General features: G+C 74.6%; 15 protein-coding genes. 6 read left to right on the top strand and 9 right to left on the bottom strand.

Annotation, left to right across the window (positions count from 1 at the left end; all coding sequences use genetic code 11):
• Positions 1 to 116: 116 nt before the first annotated feature.
• Entirely contained in the window at positions 117 to 1,259 is a 1,143-nt protein-coding gene (locus tag ACL02U_RS26395; protein ID WP_412793444.1) for an ATP-grasp domain-containing protein, read from the bottom strand.
• Between the two features lie 266 nt (positions 1,260 to 1,525).
• Here ACL02U_RS26395 and ACL02U_RS26400 point away from each other — a divergent pair, with 266 nt between their 5' ends.
• Together ACL02U_RS26400 and ACL02U_RS26405 are read left to right on the top strand one after the other, a co-directional pair.
• On the top strand, positions 1,526 to 2,386 hold the full coding sequence (locus ACL02U_RS26400) for a metallophosphoesterase family protein (protein WP_412793472.1): 861 nt from the start codon (positions 1,526 to 1,528) through the stop codon (positions 2,384 to 2,386).
• Entirely contained in the window at positions 2,383 to 3,072 is a 690-nt protein-coding gene (locus tag ACL02U_RS26405) for a 4'-phosphopantetheinyl transferase family protein (RefSeq protein WP_412793445.1), read from the top strand. The genes ACL02U_RS26400 and ACL02U_RS26405 overlap by 4 nt, the downstream gene beginning before the upstream one ends.
• A 22-nt stretch (positions 3,073 to 3,094) precedes the next feature.
• Here ACL02U_RS26405 and ACL02U_RS26410 read toward each other — a convergent pair whose 3' ends face one another.
• The 3 genes from ACL02U_RS26410 to ACL02U_RS26420 all read right to left on the bottom strand — a co-directional run bounded on the left by ACL02U_RS26410 (position 3,095) and on the right by ACL02U_RS26420 (position 4,773).
• Positions 3,095 to 3,331, bottom strand: a complete 237-nt coding sequence (locus ACL02U_RS26410) for a hypothetical protein (protein WP_412793446.1) — start codon at positions 3,329 to 3,331, stop codon at positions 3,095 to 3,097.
• A 226-nt stretch (positions 3,332 to 3,557) separates the two neighbouring features.
• Positions 3,558 to 4,085 (bottom strand): toxin-antitoxin system, toxin component, encoded by a 528-nt coding sequence (locus tag ACL02U_RS26415; protein WP_412793473.1) that lies wholly within the window; start codon positions 4,083 to 4,085, stop codon positions 3,558 to 3,560.
• Positions 4,086 to 4,116: 31 nt separating this feature from the next.
• Positions 4,117 to 4,773 (bottom strand): helix-turn-helix domain-containing protein, encoded by a 657-nt coding sequence (locus ACL02U_RS26420; protein ID WP_412793447.1) that lies wholly within the window; start codon positions 4,771 to 4,773, stop codon positions 4,117 to 4,119.
• A gap of 242 nt (positions 4,774 to 5,015) precedes the next feature.
• Here ACL02U_RS26420 and ACL02U_RS26425 point away from each other — a divergent pair, with 242 nt between their 5' ends.
• A complete protein-coding gene (locus ACL02U_RS26425) occupies positions 5,016 to 5,681 on the top strand; it encodes a hypothetical protein (RefSeq protein ID WP_412793448.1) in 666 nt (221 codons plus the stop codon).
• 268 nt (positions 5,682 to 5,949) lie between these two features.
• Positions 5,950 to 6,798, top strand: a complete 849-nt coding sequence (locus ACL02U_RS26430; protein WP_412793449.1) for a phospholipid scramblase-related protein — start codon at positions 5,950 to 5,952, stop codon at positions 6,796 to 6,798.
• 6 nt (positions 6,799 to 6,804) lie between these two features.
• On the opposite strand, the gene ACL02U_RS26435 is transcribed toward ACL02U_RS26430, so the two are convergent.
• On the bottom strand, positions 6,805 to 7,812 hold the full coding sequence (locus ACL02U_RS26435; RefSeq protein ID WP_412793450.1) for a DMT family transporter: 1,008 nt from the start codon (positions 7,810 to 7,812) through the stop codon (positions 6,805 to 6,807).
• On the bottom strand, positions 7,809 to 8,636 hold the full coding sequence (locus tag ACL02U_RS26440; RefSeq protein ID WP_412793451.1) for a phosphatase PAP2 family protein: 828 nt from the start codon (positions 8,634 to 8,636) through the stop codon (positions 7,809 to 7,811). The genes ACL02U_RS26435 and ACL02U_RS26440 overlap by 4 nt, the downstream gene beginning before the upstream one ends.
• 230 nt (positions 8,637 to 8,866) lie before the next feature.
• Here ACL02U_RS26440 and ACL02U_RS26445 point away from each other — a divergent pair, with 230 nt between their 5' ends.
• Positions 8,867 to 9,481: a TetR/AcrR family transcriptional regulator C-terminal ligand-binding domain-containing protein gene (locus ACL02U_RS26445; protein WP_412793452.1), complete on the top strand. Its 615-nt coding sequence runs from the start codon at positions 8,867 to 8,869 to the stop codon at positions 9,479 to 9,481.
• Positions 9,482 to 9,643: 162 nt separating this feature from the next.
• Here the strand turns inward: ACL02U_RS26445 and ACL02U_RS26450 are convergent, their stop codons facing one another.
• Complete coding sequence (locus tag ACL02U_RS26450; protein WP_412793453.1) at positions 9,644 to 10,798, bottom strand: DUF2510 domain-containing protein; 1,155 nt, start codon at positions 10,796 to 10,798, stop codon at positions 9,644 to 9,646.
• A gap of 575 nt (positions 10,799 to 11,373) precedes the next feature.
• On the opposite strand from ACL02U_RS26450, the gene ACL02U_RS26455 reads away from it, so the two are divergent.
• Complete coding sequence (locus tag ACL02U_RS26455) at positions 11,374 to 14,049, top strand: ATP-binding protein (RefSeq protein ID WP_412793454.1); 2,676 nt, start codon at positions 11,374 to 11,376, stop codon at positions 14,047 to 14,049.
• A gap of 81 nt (positions 14,050 to 14,130) precedes the next feature.
• Here the strand turns inward: ACL02U_RS26455 and ACL02U_RS26460 are convergent, their stop codons facing one another.
• Positions 14,131 to 15,105 (bottom strand): DUF3048 domain-containing protein, encoded by a 975-nt coding sequence (locus ACL02U_RS26460; protein WP_412793455.1) that lies wholly within the window; start codon positions 15,103 to 15,105, stop codon positions 14,131 to 14,133.
• A gap of 443 nt (positions 15,106 to 15,548) precedes the next feature.
• Positions 15,549 to 16,613, bottom strand: coding sequence for an ATP-dependent DNA ligase (locus tag ACL02U_RS26465; protein WP_412793456.1), 1,065 nt, complete (start codon positions 16,611 to 16,613; stop codon positions 15,549 to 15,551).
• Positions 16,614 to 16,658 lie beyond the last annotated feature (45 nt).

Consider the following 16,658-nt stretch of genomic DNA (forward strand, 5'->3'; position numbering starts at 1 on the left):
GCGCAACCAAGTTGGTATGGACCAATCGAGCTGTCAAGGCTTGCAGCGAGATTGGTCCATACCGGTGAGTCGAGAGGAGCGGCCGGAAACGGGGCGAAGGGGTCCGGCGCGCCGGGTCAGTGAGTCTGCAGCGGCAGCGCCCGAGCCGTCCCGGCGGGCCCGGCCGCTCCGGAAGCCGCGGGCGCCGGAGCCGCGGGTAGTGCTTCCGCCTCCTCCGCGCGCTGCTGCGGCAGCGACACCGGCCGCAGCGGGCGCGGCGCCGCGACGACGGTGTAGTCCTGGCCCAGGAACGGCGCCGCCATCTCCCCCGGATCCTCACCGAGCGCCAACCGCACCGCGGCCCAGGGCACGTTGACCCCGCAGAGGGAGAGCTGGTGCAGACCGCCGGCGGGCCGCGTGTTGACGTCCATCAGCACCGGCCGGTCGCCGTACATGCGGAACTGGATGTTGGACAGGTAGTGCAGCCCGAAGCGCTCCGCGATCCGCCGCGCCGGGTCGAGCCACTGCTCGTGCAGGGTGAAACCGCGCCGCCGGCCGTTCTTGGTGCGGCCGATCGCCAGTCGCACCGCGTTGTCCGGGCCGGTCAGGCAGTCCACGGACACCTCGGGCTGCTCCAACCGCGGCATCACCAGCCAGTCCACCGGCTCCTCGGCCCGCCGCAGCGCGTCCACCGCAAGGTCGAGCGGTACGTGCGGGCCGGGGAAACCGCTGAGGTGCGCCAGCGAGAAGGAGGTCCGGGTGACGACCCGGAAGCCCACGCCGCCGGCCCCGGACGCCGGTTTGAAGCAGGCCTTGTGCCCGTCGGCCTCCAGGGCGTCGACCGCCGCGACGAGTTCCTCGGCGGTCCGCACCCGCCACCACGGCGGCACCGGTACCCCGATCGCCTGCACCGCCTCGTAGGCGATCACCTTGTCCTGGAACACGGCCACCGCCTCGGGCGGCGGCGCCAGCAGTGCCGTGCCGGCGGCGGTGAACTCCGCGCGGTGCGCGACGAGGGCCGACTGGTGCAGCCGGGGCACGAACACGTCGATACCGCGGCGCCGGCACTGGTCGAGGGCGTACTCGACGTACCCGGCCGGGGAGAGGCCCTCCGGCTCCAGCTCGGCGGTGTCGGCCGCGGCCAGCACGGGCGAGTCCGCGTCCCCGTGCGTGGCATGGATCTCCACCGCCCGGTCGGCGGGATTTCGCCGCAGCTGATCCATGAAGAACACGTTCTCCGCGTACGTGCGGTTGAGCCAGACGCGTACGCGAGGAACCATGCAGGCCGCCTTTCACGGTTCGCGGGCAGGGCTCGGCGGCCCGTACCCGGGCAGAACGTAGGAGGGACACCGAACCGCCCCGCAGGAAGAGGAGTTCGGGCGGCGGTGCCGGGGCCGATCATAGGGGCTCCGGCGGGCCGCGCGTGCAACGCGGGTGTTACGGATGTCCCGCGTTTCCCGGCCTGCGGCCGCGGCGCCGCGCCCGCTTGTGGCACGATCACGCATGTGTTCTCGTGATGCCAGTCGTACGACCGGAGGGGGAGGACGTGACGTCGACGGCCGATGGCGCCGGGCAACTGCTCGCCATCAGCGATCTGCACATCGGCTACGCGGAGAACCGTGAGCTGGTGGAGCGGATGCACCCGCACAGCGACGACGACTGGCTGCTGGTCGCCGGTGACGTCTCGGAGACCGTGGCCGACGTCCAGTGGGCCCTGAAGACCCTTGCCGGCCGCTTCCGCCAAGTCGTGTGGGCGCCCGGCAACCACGAACTGTGGACGCACCCGAGCGACCCCGTCACCCTGCGGGGCGTCGCCCGCTACGAGCACCTCGTCGCCGTGTGCCGCGATCTCGGCGTGCTGACCCCGGAGGACCCCTACCCGGTCTGGGACGGGCCCGGTGGGCCGGTCGCCGTCGCCCCCCTCTTCCTGCTCTACGACTACTCCTTGCTTCCCGAGGGCTGCTCGACCAAGGAGGAGGGCCTGGCCTACGCGCAGTCCACCGGCATCGTCTGCACCGACGAGTACCTCCTCCACCCCGACCCCCACCCCACCCGCGAGGCCTGGTGCCGGGCCCGGGTCGCCGAGACCGAGCGCCGCCTGGCCGAACTGCCCGAGGACCTGCCGACCGTCCTGGTCAACCACTATCCGCTGGACCGTCACCCGACCGAGGTGCTGTGGCACCCCGAGTTCGCCCAGTGGTGCGGCACCCGGCTGACGGCCGACTGGCACCGCCGCTTCCGCGTCGCGGCCATGGTCTACGGACATCTCCACATCCCCCGCACCACCCACCACGAGGGCGTCCGCTTCGAGGAGGTCTCGGTGGGCTACCCGCGCGAGTGGCGCCGACGGTCCGAGCCGCCCGGCCGGCCGCGCCGCATCCTGCCCGAGGACGGAGGCCCGCGGTGATCGAGGAGCTGCTCCCGCGCACCGTCGTCGCCGTCGAGACGCACGGCGACGACGGTCTGCACGAGACCGCCGAGGCGCTGCTGTTCCCCGAGGAGGCGGAACGGGTGGCCCGGGCCGTGCCCAAGCGGCGCCGCGAGTACGCCGCGGTACGCGCCTGCGCCCGTCGCGCGATGGAGAAGCTCGGCGTGGCGCCCCAGCCGGTGCTGACCGGCGAACGCGGCGCGCCCCGCTGGCCGGAGGGGCTGGCCGGCAGCATGACCCACTGCGACGGCTACGCCGCGGCCGCCCTGGTCCGCGCGAGCGACCTGGCCTCCCTGGGCATCGACGCCGAGCCGCGGGGACCGCTGCCCGACGGCGTCCTGGCCTCCGTGGCCCTGCCCGCCGAGGTCCAGCGGCTGCGCCTGCTCGCCTCCGGCCACCCCGAGGTGCCGTGGGACCGGGTGCTGTTCAGCGCCAAGGAGTCCGTCTACAAGGCGTGGTTCCCGCTGACCGGCCGCTGGCTCGACTTCGCGGAGGCCGACATAGACCTCCGGCCCGACGCCGGGGAGGCGACGCGCGGCACCCTGCGTGCCGAACTGCTCGTCGCGGGCCCCCGGGTGGACGGCCGCACGGTGCAGGCGTTCGAGGGGCGGTGGACCGTGCGACGGGGTCTGGTGGCGACCGCCGTGACGGTCCCGCACACTTGAACGGACCCTCGTCCGTGCTCCGTCAGCGCTCTGGGCACCAACTCCTCAGCATCCGGAAGAACTCCTCCTCGTTCCCCGCGAGCCCGGCCTCGGTCAGCGCCTGTTCCGCCTCGGCGAGCACCGACGGCGGGAGCACGGCGGGCCGTGGCCCGTCCGGCGGCGCCCCGGCGCGCTCGAAGGCGGCTCGGACGGTGTGCAGCAGGCGCAGATAGGCCTGAACGGCGGTGCGTTCGCGGTCGGTCAGTACGGCGGTCGGCATCGCTCGGCTCTCCCCGTGTCGGCGTTGTCGTCTCCCGCGCCCGGGCGGCGCGTGCGCCCCGGTGCGGCGGCGCCACTCCAGCTTGCCGCCTCCCACTGACAATCGTCGGCGCCGACCCGCGCGCAGCCGGCCGTCCGGCGCCCCGCGCGGCAGCCGGCGCGGGGACGGCCGCCAAGGTGGGGGCCGTGCCGCGGAGGTGGGGGGCCGTGCCGCGGAGGCCGGCGGGTCAGTTCCCGCGATAGCCGAGCGACGCGCCGATACGGCCCGCCACGGGGTCGCCGCCGAGCGGGCCGCGACCGGTCGGCGGTGCAAGCCGGGTGCGGCACTTGCTGGCCAGCAGCAGTCCGAAGCTCTCCGCCTCCCGCTCGTCGTCGCGCGCGAAGTGGGTGCGCGCGGCCACCGCGCGGACGGCCGCCCCCAGGTCGGCGTCCTCTCCCAGCATCCTGGCGGCGGCCGGGGCACCCTCGTCGCCGCGGTGGGTGCGGTGCCCGGCCCACATGTGCCACAGCTCGTGACCGAGGATCACCAACTGGTGGTCGGGCGCGGTGCGTTCCTCGACCACCACCAGGTCCTGGTCGGCCAGGTCGAGCCACAGCCCGCTGGCGGTCCCGACCGGGAAGGGGGCGGTGCGGAAGCGGACGGGGCGGCCGCGGCGCCGGCTCATCGCCCCGCACAGCGCCGCGTGCAGGTCGCCGGGCGGCGCCGGAGCAGGCAGGTTCAGCTCGCCGACCAGCTCGCCGCACAGGCGGCGCATGTCCTTACCGATGCCCACGCTTCACCCCGGCTCACGACTCGGGCCGCTTGACGCTCTCCAGCAACATGTCGAGCCACTCGGCGACCTTGTCGCGGTGCTGGTCGGTGGGGAGCTGCGCGGCCCGCCAGGCGATGCCGCGCACGCCGTGGTCCTGGAGCAGCCGCTCCAGCGGGTCCTCGGCGGCCTCCGCGGCCTCCCGCTCCCGGTCGGCCAGCTTCTGCAGGAGTTCCTGCTCGGTGCGCTGGAGCGCACCTGCCAGCGCCTCCGGGTCCTCGGCGGTGAGGAAGCCGGCGTGGACCCGGAAGAACCGCTGCAGGGCGTCGCAGTGCTCCATGGTGGGGCGCCGGTCCCCGTTGATCAGGGCGCCCGCCTGCTGCCGCGACATACCCGCGCCGTCGGCGATCTCCTGCTGGGTGTACCTGCGCCCGTTCGGTTTCAGCCGGGTGCGGCGCAGCAGGTCCAGCCGCTGCAGGAAGCGCGCCTGCACATCGGGTTCGCCGGCCGGGCGGCCGCCGAGCAGCGCCCTGACCACGGGCTCGGGGATCCCGCAGGCGGTCGACAGGCGGGCGGTGTCGAAGACGTCCGCCTGCGGTACGCCGAGCCGGTCGGCGAGCGCGGCGACTCGGGCGACGGCGGTGGTCAGCGCGGACGCCGCCGCGGCGCCCGGAACCTCGAAGCCATCCGTCACCGACAGGTCTCCTACGTCTCTCACAGCCCTCTCACAGGAGGTCGCGCCGCGTACCGGCGGTGGGAGTGAACTGCCCGGAGATTATCCGGTCGTTCGAACTCACATCCAGGTCTCGCCACAACTGTGGCCAATTTCAGCCGTCAACGAGCCTGGAATGCCACGATAGTTGACACGACTTGTGCAGGGGCACCAGGATCGGGGCGCCGCGAGAAGGCCGCATAGGCAAGAGGGGTGACCTCCCGATGGCATTTCAGGCAGGAGGGCAGCGGCCGGAGCCGCGGCCGGTCCCCGAGGACGCCGAGGCGCAGGTGTATCTGCAGGACTACGCCGCCTTGGTGGAGGCGGTCCCCCATCCGTCGTTCGTCGTCGACCAACACTGGGACGTGGCGGCGGCCAACGACGCGTTCCGGACACTCTTCCGGAAGGTGGGCCCGCACCCGACGGCGATGCCGGCCGACAACTTCCTCCGGTTCGTGCTCTTCCATCCGGACGCCTCCCTCGTCCTGGACGAGCACGAGTCGGGCTGGTGCCTGCCGATGCTGGCGCACTTCCGGACCCTGCTGGAGCGGCACCCGCACGACTGCGAACTCCAGGCGATCCGCCGGGACATCGCCCAGGACCCGTTGATGGAGGCCGCGTACCGGCAGGGGCTGCCGCACTGGATCCGCGCGGTCGGCGAACAGGCCGTGGAGCAGGACGGCGCGGTCCGGCCGCTGTTCCACCCGGATCCGCGGCGGGGTGCCACGGAGTGCCGCATCGTCGACGAGACGTCACCGATGCTGAAGCAACTGGGCTGGACGCGCCTGACCCTGATCCTGCGCGAGCCCCGCCGCCCGATCCCGCCGCCCCACCGGCGCGCCCGCCGCCCGGCCGGCCATCTCAGCGTGGTCCCCGCCCCCGGGGCCTGAGCGGGCACCGTCGGCGTTCAGGTCGCCGACGGCGCCCCGGTCCGGCCGGGGAGAGCCGTCCGCTCCACCGCCCGGGCCGGGTGGTTCCCGCGCCGCGGCCGCGGCACCCCCGCTCATCGGCCGGCGGCCGGTTTCCGGACATGTCGCCAACAGTCGTACGGGCGTGTGCGATAGGGGCCGCTTCCGGGCGCCGGGACTGCCGCGGCCCGCTGAACCCGCGCTTCGGGGGGCTGGTCGGGGGTCGACCGGGTCGGGGTAGTGTGCCCCGGTGACCACGCAATCGAACACTCCTGCAGGCTGGTATCCCGATCCGCACGGAGCCGCGCAGACGCTCCGCTACTGGGACGGCTCCCAGTGGACCCAGCACACCAGCACGGACCAGCAGCAGGGTCCGGCGCAGGCCCCGCAGGCCCCTCACGTGCCGCAGCAGCAGGCCGGTCCCGACCCGCGCGTGCAGCACCAGGTGCAGCACCAGGTGCAGCAGCAGGCCGGGGTCGCCGCCGGCGGAGCCGGAGGCGGCACCCTCTTCTCCGAGCCGGTCCTGGTGGTGAACCAGAAGGCCAAGCTGATCGAGATGACCAACGAGTACAAGGTCATGGATCAGAACGGCAACCAGCTCGGCGCGGTCGTCCAGGTCGGGCAGAGCGTGCTGCGCAAGGTCGTGCGCTTCCTGTACAGCATCGACCAGTACATGAAGATCAAGCTGGAGATCCGGGACGCGCACGGCCGGCCCGTGCTGCTGCTCACCCGGCCGGGCAAGATATTCAAGTCCCGGGTGATCGTGGAGCGGCCCGACGGGCAGCCGGTCGGCGAGATCGTCCAGCAGAACGTCTTCGGGAAGATCAACTTCGCGATGATGGTGAACGGCCAGCAGGTCGGCGCGATCAAGGCGGAGAACTGGCGGGCCTGGAACTTCGCCATCGTCGACCACGCCGACAACGAGGTCGCCCGGATCACCAAGACCTGGGAAGGCCTCGCCAAGACCATGTTCACCACTGCGGACAACTACGTCCTGCAGATCCACTACCAGCTCCCCGAGCCGCTCCTGAGCCTGGTCGTCGCGACGGCGCTGACCGTCGACACGGCCCTCAAGCAGGACGCGCGCGGCCTGGGCTGACGGTCGTCACAGGCGTGTCAGGTGCCCCGCCCCCGACGGGCGGGGCACCGGCGCCTCCGCACCCGGCGCCGCCTCCCCGTCCAGGGCGAGCAGCGGCGCCGGACGGCGTTCCGCGGCGACCCGGTCGGCCGCACCGGGGCCGGCCGCAGCCGACCGGGTCGCGGCCGGGCCCGCCGCGGCCGCCCCGTGCCCGGCCCGGGTCAGCAGGATCACGCCCCGGGCGGCCAGGGCCGCCCCCGCGAGCGCGAGCAGCAGCCCCGCGGGGCCACCGCGCAGCCGCTCGCCCAGCAGTGCCACGCCGATGGCCGCGGCGGCCACCGGATTCGCCAGCGTCACCATGGCGAGCGGCGCACCGAGTCCGCCCCGGTAGGCGGTCTGCGACAGCAGCAGTCCGCCCGCCGCGAGCACGGCGACCAGCAGCGCCACCCCGGCGACCTGCATGCTCAGCAGCGGATCCGATCCGTCCGCCGCGGCGACCGTGACGGTCTGGGTGAGCGCCGAGGCCACGCCGGAGGCGACCCCGGACGCGGTCGCGTGCCGCAGGCCCGGGCGGGCGCCCGGCCGGGACAGCAGCCCGATCAGCGCCGCCGTCGCCCCCGTCACCACCAGAGCCTCCGGCACGCTCAGCACGTGGTCGGGTGCCGGGCCGGACGCGGTGACCAGCAGGGCGCCCAGCCCCAGCAGTGTGCAGCCGGTGCCCCGCCACTCGCCCGCGCCGACCCGCCGTCCCGCGAGGCGCGCGCCCATCGGCACCGCGGCGACCAGGGTGAGCGCGCCCAGCGGCTGCACCAGGGTGAGCGGGCCGTACCTCAGGGCCACTACGTGCAGCAGGGCCCCGGCGGCGTTCAGCACCACCGACCACCACCAGGCCCCGCTGCCCAGCAGCCGCAGCACCCGCCGGCCGGGAGACCGGGCGGCCAGCCGTTCCTGGGCCACGGCGGCGGCCGCGTAGGCGACGGCTGAGAACAGCGACAGCACCACGGCGATCGGCGCCGAACCCGCGGCGGCGCTCACCGGCCCGCCCCCACCGGCTGCCGCCCCCGGTCCGGCGTGCGCTGCCGCTGCCGCACCAGGGCGGGCAGCCGCCGTCCGGTGGTGCGGTCCGGCGCCGCCGGTGCGCGCCCGGGCGGGCGGAGCACCGCGAGCACCGCGCCGAGCAGTGCAGTGGCCACGAGTGCGTCCAGCCAGTAGTGGTTCGCCGTCCCGACGATCACCAGCAGGGTCAGCAGGGGGTGCAGCGCCCACAGCCACCGGTAGCGCGACCGGGTGGCCACGATCAGGCCCACGGCCACCATCAGCGCCCAGCCGAAGTGCAGGGACGGCATCGCGGCGAACTGGTTCGAGAGATGGTCGGTGCGCGGCGGGCCGTAGACCGACGGACCGTACACCCGGGCGGTGTCGACCAGACCGGTGGCCGCGACCATCCGGGGCGGTGCCAGCGGGAAGGCGAGGTGCAGCACCAGGGCCGCCGCGGTGAGGGCGGCGAGCGCCCGGCGGGTCCACACGTAGTGCGCGGGGCGCCGCAGGTACAGCCAGACCAGGAAGGCGACGGTGAGCGGGAAGTGCACGGCCGCGTAGTAGGTGTTCGCCCCGCGTACCAGGGCGTCGCCGTGCAGCAGCAGCGACTGCACCCGGCCCTCGCCGGGCAGGTGGACGGCCCGCTCGGCGTCCCAGACGCGGTGGGCGTTGCGGAAGGCCTCGCCGGTGTGGTCTGCGGCCAGTTGGCGGCCGACCTTGTAGACGAGGAAGAGCCCGGCGACGAGGAGGAGTTCGCGGACCACGGGTGGTCTCGCCGGTGTGCCGGGCTCCGTTTCTGCAGGCTCGGTGCGGGCAGTCATCCCCCGGCCCCTTCGCTGACGGTGGTGCGTGTGCTTGCTGGTCCGTGCGCGCCGTCCGCCGGGCGGCGCGCACATCGATACGGCTTCGTACCGATACGCCAGTGTACCGATACGGCGCGGTACCGGTACACTGGAGTATCGATCGACTCGGCGGACGTGGGGCGCACCCGGTTCGGCACACCGGAGCGCGGGCCCCGACGGACGCGGGACACCAGCGAGGAGAGGCACCGATGACGTCGCAGGCCGCGGACGGACCCGACCAGGTCGCCGCGTCGCGCCGCTCGAAGCTGACGCCCGAGCGGGAGCAGGAGTTCTTCGACGCCGTCCTGGAGCAGATACGGGAATGCGGGTACGACTCCGTGACCATGGAGGGCGTCGCCGCCTCCACCCGCTGCAGCAAGTCGACCCTGTACCGGCAGTGGCGGACCAAGCCGCAGTTCGTGGTCGCGGCGCTGCGCTCGCGCCGCCGCTCGCGGCTGGAGGGCATCGACACGGGCTCCCTGGCCGAGGACCTGCGCCGGGTGGCGGTCGCGGCGGGTGCCTGGTCGCAGAAGGACACCAAGCTGCTCCAGGCACTCGGGCACGCCGTCACCCAGGACGAGGAGCTGGCGCGGGCACTGCGGGAGGCGCTCGTCGATCCGGAGATCGCCGCGCTGAAGGAGATCCTGCGGCGCGGGGTGGAGCGCGGCGAGATCGCCGCCGACCACCCGGCACTGGACTACGTGCCCGCGCAGGTGTTCGGGGTGCTGCGGGCGCGGCCGATCCTCGAGGGGGAGTACGCCGACCCGGAGTACCTCGCCCGGTTCGTGGAGGCCGCCGTGCTGCCCGCACTCGGCCTGACCTGAGGACTCGGGCCGCCGTCCCCGGAATGACCGGACGGCGACCTGACCGCGCCGCACCGTGGGGACGGGGGCGGCGCGCACCCCCCGGCCGGGTGGGCCCCCCTTGAGCGGAGGGGGACCCGCCCGGCCGACCGGCGGGTGCGGTGCGGACGGGTTCCGGCCGGTTCAGACGCGCTGCCCGTTGCCGCCTCCCGTGTACACCTTGATGCTCCGGGTCAGCTCGTCCACGAGGGACGCCTTCTGGTCCGCGTCGACACCGATCCGGACCACGACCAGCTGCCGGGGGTGCGCCGGGGACGGGAAGACCAGGGACTCCACCACGCCGTCGGCGCCCTTGCTGGTGACCGCCTTCCAGCGGACGAGATACCCCTTCTCCCCGGCCACCGTGACCGCCTTGGAGGCCAGCACCTGGTGCGAGGTGACGGCCCCGTACGTGGAGCCGCCGTAGGACTCCTCCGTGTTGGCGGCGATGTCCGCCTTGGCGACCTCCTCCGGCGTGGAACCCTCGGTGCCCAGCGCGAACGCCGGTGCCGAGTACGCGCCGCCCTTCGTGCAGGTCTTGGAGGTGTCGCCGGGGCAGGCGTACGTCGAGTCGGAGCCCATCGCCGCGCCGGCCTCGGTCTCCTGCCCGCTCCAGCCGGAGGGCAGGGTGATGCTGATGCCGTTCCGGCTGTCGGGCACCGCGCCGCTCTTGATCACCGGAGCCCCCGACTCCCGCGGTGCGGGAGAGGCACCCCCGGAACCACCCGAGCCCCCGGAACCCCCGGAACCTCCGGAACCTCCGGAACCTCCCGAGTCTCCCGAGCCCCCGGAACCTCCCGGGCCGCCGAAGGGGCCGCCCCGGCCCCCCGCGCCACCGCCGCCGTTCCGGCCGCCGGCCGGGCCCTGGGCGGTGCCCGGACCGTCGTCGCCCTTGGTCAGCGCCCACACGCCGACCCCGATGCTCGCCAGCACCGCGACGGCCGCGGCGACGGCTATGCCCGTGCGCACCCTGCGCCGCGGGGGACCCGCGGCCGGCACACCCGGGTACCCGGGATGCGCCGGATAGGGCCCGTAACCGGGCTGCGCCGGGTGGGCGCCGTACCCCGGCTGAGGCTGCTGGGGGCCGTAGCCGGGCTGAGGCTGCTCGGGGCCGTAGCCCGGTCCCACCGGCTGCGCCCCGGCGGCCGGTGGCGGTCCCGCCTGCCCCCACCCGGCCGCCGAGTCCGCCGGCCGGGTCTGCTCCGTCCACGCCCTGCCGTCCCACCAGCGCTCGGTGGCGGGAGCCTCACTTGTCTGCCCCGGGTCGGGGTACCACCCGGGAGGAGTCACCTGCGTCATGGGCCAACCGTATGAGGCCTCTGTGAAAGGGCGATGAGAGCCCCCCACGGGGGAGCCCGTGACGACCGTTCCGGGACACCCCGAAGTCCCCTGCGCGAGTCCCTCGTGACGTCTTCCCGGGGCAGCCGGCGAAGTCTGCGTCTCGCCTCCGCCCGTCTCGCCTCCGCCCGTCTCGCCTCCGCCCGCATCGGATCCATCCCCCGGTCCGACCCCGCAGCCCGCGCCCGTCCTCCCCAGCCCGCAGCCCGCAGCGGTGCGCCGGCACCCGCAGTCCGCCGTCCCCCGTGGCGGCCGCCGTCGCGCGGATCCGTCCGCCCCGGCCCGTTACCCGGCGCGGACGTCGCTCCGCGGACGGGCGGATCGGGACCGGGCCGCCCGATCCGATGCACCGTCAGTTCCCGGACAACGCACAGGCGTCGGCGGCCAACCGGAACCGCCACCGGTCCCCGGGCAACGGCCCCTTACTCTCTTTCACCCATCACGGCAACAGGTGCGCCGACCGGTCACCGGGACCGCCGCGGGAAGGCTACCCTCGGGTTCTGTACGTCGTCCGGGCGACTTGGGGAGGTAGCGGGATGACGGAGGCCCGGCCCACGACGGCCGCCTCGGCTTCCCTGCGGGAGCGCGACCACGAGGTCGCCGACATCACGCGGGCGGTCGACGCCCTGTGCACGGACCGGTCCTCCTCGGGCGGCCTGCTGGTGTTCCGGGGCGAGGCCGGCCTCGGCAAGACCGCGTTGCTGGCCGAGACCCGCCGCATCGCGGAGAGCCGCGGCTGCACCGTGTGGTCGGCCCGCGGCGGCGAGACCCTGCGCTCCGTCCCCTTCAACGTCGTCCGGCGCCTGCTCCAGCCGGCCCTGGTGTCGCTGCTGCCCGAGGAGGCCCGCGAGTACCTCGGCGACTGGTACGACATCGCCGGCCCCGCCCTCGGCATAGCGGAACCCGGCGACCGCCGGGCCGACCCGCAGGGCGTCTGCGACGGCCTGGTCGCCGCCGTACGCCGACTCGCCAGACGCGACTGGCCCCTCGTCCTGCTGGTCGACGACGCCCACTGGGCGGACGAGGAGACGCTGCGCTGGCTCGCCGCCGTCACCGACCAGCTCCACGACCTGGCGGTCCTGCTCGTCATCGCCCGCCGCCCCGGCGAGATCCGCGGCGAAGGCGCCCGCCTGCTGGAGGCGGCCACCGCGGCCGGGCGCCCCGTCGGTGACCTCAGCGCCCTCACCCCGAAGGCCGTCGCCGACCTCACCCACGCCGCCGTCGGCGAGCACGCGGACGCCCCGTTCTGCCGCGAGGTCTGGGCCGTCACCGGCGGCAACCCCTACGAGACCGTCGAACTCCTCGCCAAGGTCCAGGACAGCGAGCTGGAACCCGTCGAGGCCTCGGCCGGGGAACTCCGCGCCCTGAACCGCTCCGCACGCGGCGGCGGACTCGTCGCCCGCCTGGAGGAACTCGGCGTCGACGCGACCCGGTTCGCCTGGGCCGCCGCCATCCTCGGCACCGGCATCAACGTCGACCTGGTGGCCCGCCTCGCCACCATGGCCCACGACGACGCCGTCCGCTGCGCCGCACTGCTGTGCAACGCCCGCATCCTCACCGCCCCCGATCCGGCCGGCAGCCGGGCCGACGACGGCGACCTGGAGTTCGTCCACCCGCTGATCGCGACCGCCGTCTACAACTCCATCCCCGACGCCCTGCGCCGCGCCATGCACGGAATCGCCGCCCAGGTCGTCGCGGACGCGGGCCTCGGTCTCGCGGCCGCCTCCCGGCACCTGCTGCAGGTCCACCCGGACGACGACGAGGAACTCGTCGAGCAGTTGCGCGAGGCCGCCCGCGAACACCTCGCCGTCGGCGCCCCCGACGCCGCCCGCCGCTGCCTCGAACGCGCACTGGAGGAGCCGCCCCCGCCCGAGGTGCACGCGCAGGTGCTGTACGAGCTCGGTCGCGCCACCCTCCTCACCGCGCCCGCCCGGACCATCGGCCATCTGCGGACCGCGCTGGCCATGCCCGGCCTCGACGGCGCGGACCGCGTCGACGCGGTCTACCGGCTCTCCCAGGCCCTGCTCCACAACGACCAACTGGAGGAGGCCGTACGCACCGTGGAGGCCGAGGCCGCCCGGCAAGGCGACGGGCCCGCCCGGCTGCGGCTCCAGGCCGTGCAGTACATGTGGGAGGGCATCTACGGCGAGTCCGCCTCACCCGGCCGCTCCGAGCGCCTCGCCCGGCTCGCCGGTACCTGCGCCGGCCGTGACAACTCCGAGCGAGCCCTGCTCATCCTGCGCGGATTCGACGCGATGACCCACGGCGAGAACGTCGAAGAGGTCGTCGAACTGTGCGACCGCGCAATGGTCAACGGCCGCCTCGCCCCCGGACTCGGCTGGACCGACCAGGAATGGGGCATCGAGCTGCTGATGATGCTGGGCAGCTGCTACGCCTACGCCGACCGGCTGGACCGCGCCGAAAGCCTCTTCGCCGAGGCCCTGCGCGCCTACACCTCGGCCGGCTGGAGCGGCGGCCACCTCGCCCTGGCGCACGCCTTCCTCGGCCTCGCCTACCGCAGGCAGGGCCGCCTGAAGGACGCCGAGAAGGTCCTGCGGGACTCGCTGCGCCTCGCCGAGCGGGTCGGCCGCGGCCTGCCCCTGTACTGGTCGGCCACCTGCGGACTGGTCGACACCCTGCTGGCCCGGGGCCGCGTGGACGAGGCCTGGACCGTCGCCGAGCAGTACGGGTTCGCGCCGCCCTACCCGTCGACCATCGTGCTGCCCGACACCCGCTCGGTGCGCGGCCGGCTGCTGCTCGCCGTGGGACGACTGGAGGACGGCATCAACGAACTGGAGGCCGCCGAGAAGGCGGCCGCGGCGCGCGGCGGCCACAACCCGGTGCTCGCCCCCTGGACCGTCGACCTGGCCGGTGCGCTCGCCGCCCAGGACCCGGCCCGCGCGGTGCGCCTCGCCTCGGACGCCCGCCGCCAGGCCGAACGTTTCGGTACCGACACCGCCATCGGGGAGGCCCTGCGCTGCGCCGCCGCGCTGGAGACCGGCAAGCGCGCGGTCAGCCTGGCCGGTCAGGCGGTCGCCTATCTGGAGTCCTCACCCTGCCAGTTCGAGCACGCCGCAGCCCGCGTGGAGTACGGCGTCGTCGCCCGCTCGGCCGCCGAGCTGCGGCGCGGACTGGCCCTGGCGCGGTCCTGCGGTGCCGACGGGCTCGCGGCCCGTGCGGAGCGGGTGCTGGACGGCGGCGACTTCCGCTGAGGCGCACGGGACGCGGTCCCGGGCGGGGCCCGGGGCGGCACGGCCACTCCGCCGGCCGCCTGCTCCCCGGCCGGCGCCCGCTCAGCGCTTCGCGAACACCACCCACACCTGGCCCGCCGCGAACGTCATCGGTGAGCCGTCCGGTGCGGTGAACTCGGTGCCCCCCGCGGCCTGCGGGCGATTCCAGGTGGCGTCGTAGGTGCGCCCGTCCCGCAGCACGAGCGCCTTTCCCGAGCCGACGGTCTCGGTGTACGGGGTGTGGTTGCCCAGGAAGTCCTGGTACTCGGACGGGCGGATCTCCACGTACTGCACCACCACCGTCGCCGGTGCCACCGGCTCGCCGCCGGGTGTCACCGCCCGCTTGCCGTCCATGTCGACCAGGTAGCGGTGCCGGCGGGCGGACCAGGTGAAGGCGAAGTCCGCGGACGGGTAGTCCACCGTGCGCCGGTCCTGCGCGGTGCCCCCCGAGGGGGCCGGGCCGTAGCGGAAGCCGGTGGTCAGGGCCGCCCTGCCCGCGGGGGAGGGCAGCAGCCCGTCCGGGTGCAGGTACAGGTTGTGCGGGGCCTGCCGGCCGGTGTCGCGGAACCACGCCCCGTCCGAGTCCGCAGGGGTTCGTGCCAGCAGCGGCGCCCGGTCGATCAGCGGCAGCAGTTTGCTCTGGGCCCCGGAGAAGGCCAGCGTCGGCCGGTCGAACTGGCGCAGCAGTTCGAGGTCCGACTCGCGGGCGCTGCGCACCGGGCCGACGACCTCCGGGAGCCTGGTCGCGTACACGGCCATCAGGCGGCTGAGTCCGCCCTCGACCTGCTCGACGTAGACGACGTCCGCGGCGTCCAGACCCGCCTGCGGCCGGGCCGCCCGCACGTTGTCGATCTTCACGGCGAGGACCGAGCCCTGCTCGGGTCCCCGGCTGCGTGCCGTGCCGCTGTCGTGGCCGCGCCCGTCGTCGGGGGTGCCACCCGACGTGGTGCAGCCCGCTGCCATCACGAGTGCCGTCGCCGCCGCGAGCAGCGCCGTCGTCACCGCGCGCCGTCCGCGCGCCCTGCGTCTCCCGCCCATCGTCGCCACCTCGTCCCTGTCGTCCCTCGCCCGGAGTGTCTTCCGCACCGTCCGCGCGCTGTCGTCCTCGCCGTGCCCGGCGTGTCCTCCGTGCCTGCCGTGTCCTCCGTGCCTGCCGTGTCCTCCGTGCCTGCCGTGTTCGTCTTCTCCGTTGCGTCCGTCGTGTCCGTCGCGCCTCCTGCGGTCGGACGTCCACCGCTCACCCTTCCCGCCCGCCGCCCGACGCGCGGGGAATGGGCCGGTCGGAGCACGGTCGGTGCCCCGCACGGGCGGCCGTGCCCCACTCGGGTACCCGGCGCCCGCCGACAGGCCGCCCCGGCGGGCGGGCGCGATGGATCCACCGCCCGCGCAGCGCCGCGGGCGGACCGGAGCCGGGAGGCGCTCCCGCGGCCCGGGGCGGGCAGGCGCCGTGCGGCCCCGGCCGGCATCGCGTCGCCCGCCCGTCAGGAGCCCAGCACGGCGGCCAGGTCGTAGCGGACCGGCTCCTGGAGCTGGGCGAAGGTGCAGCTCGACGGGGTACGGTCGGGACGCCAGCGGCGGAAGCGCGCGGTGTGCCGGAAACGGGCGCCGTTCTCCATGTGGTCGTAGGCCACCTCGGCGACCCGCTCCGGCCGCAGCGGTACCCAGGACAGGTCCTTCCCGCCCGACCAGCGGCTGGGCGCACCCGGCAGGCGCGCCCCCCGGTGGGCGGACTCCGCCGCCCACTCGGCCCACGGATGCCCCGCCACGTCGTCCATCCGCAGCGGCTCCAGCTCCTCGACCAGCCGGGCGCGCTGCTTCATGGGGAAGGCCGCCGACACGCCGACGTGCTGGAGAACGCCACGGTCGTCGTACAGGCCGAGCAGGAGCGAGCCGACGACCGGCCCGGACTTGTGGAAACGGAACCCGGCCACGACGACGTCGGCGGTCCGTTCGTGCTTGATCTTGAACATGGCCCGCTCGTCCTGCCGGTATCGCAGGTCGGGCGGTTTGGCGACGATTCCGTCCAGCCCCGCGCCCTCGTACTGCTCGAACCACCGCCGCGCCACCGCGAGGTCCGCCGTCGCCGGCGCCAGGTGCACCGGGGGAGCGGCCCCGGCCAGCGCCTCGGCCAGCAGCGCACGCCGTTCGGACAGCGGGGTGTCGAGCAGCGACTCGTCCCGCAGCGCCAGCGTGTCGAAGGCGACGAAGGAGGCCGGATTCCGCTCGGCCAGCAGCCGCACCCGGGACGCGGCCGGGTGGATGCGCTCGGTCAGCGCGTCGAAGTCCAGGCGGCCCTCCCGTGCCACCACGATCTCCCCGTCCAGTACGCAGCGCTCCGGCAGCCGCTCCGCCAACGCCGCCACCAGTTCGGGGAAGTACCTGGTCAGCGGCTTTGCGGTGCGGCTGCCGAGCTCCACCTCGGGGCCGTCGCGGAACACGATCGCCCGGAAGCCGTCCCACTTCGCCTCGTACTGCATGTCCGCCGGGATCGTCGGCACCGACTTGGCGAGCATGGGTTTCACGGGCGGCATCACCGGAAGATCCATGGTTCCGATTCTGCGCGCGATGCGCCGCTCGTGCCCGGTGTGCGC

Origin of the sequence: Streptomyces sp. MS06, from assembly GCF_047200655.1 — a bacterium.
In the GTDB taxonomy this organism is placed as follows: Bacteria; Actinomycetota; Actinomycetes; order Streptomycetales; family Streptomycetaceae; genus Streptomyces.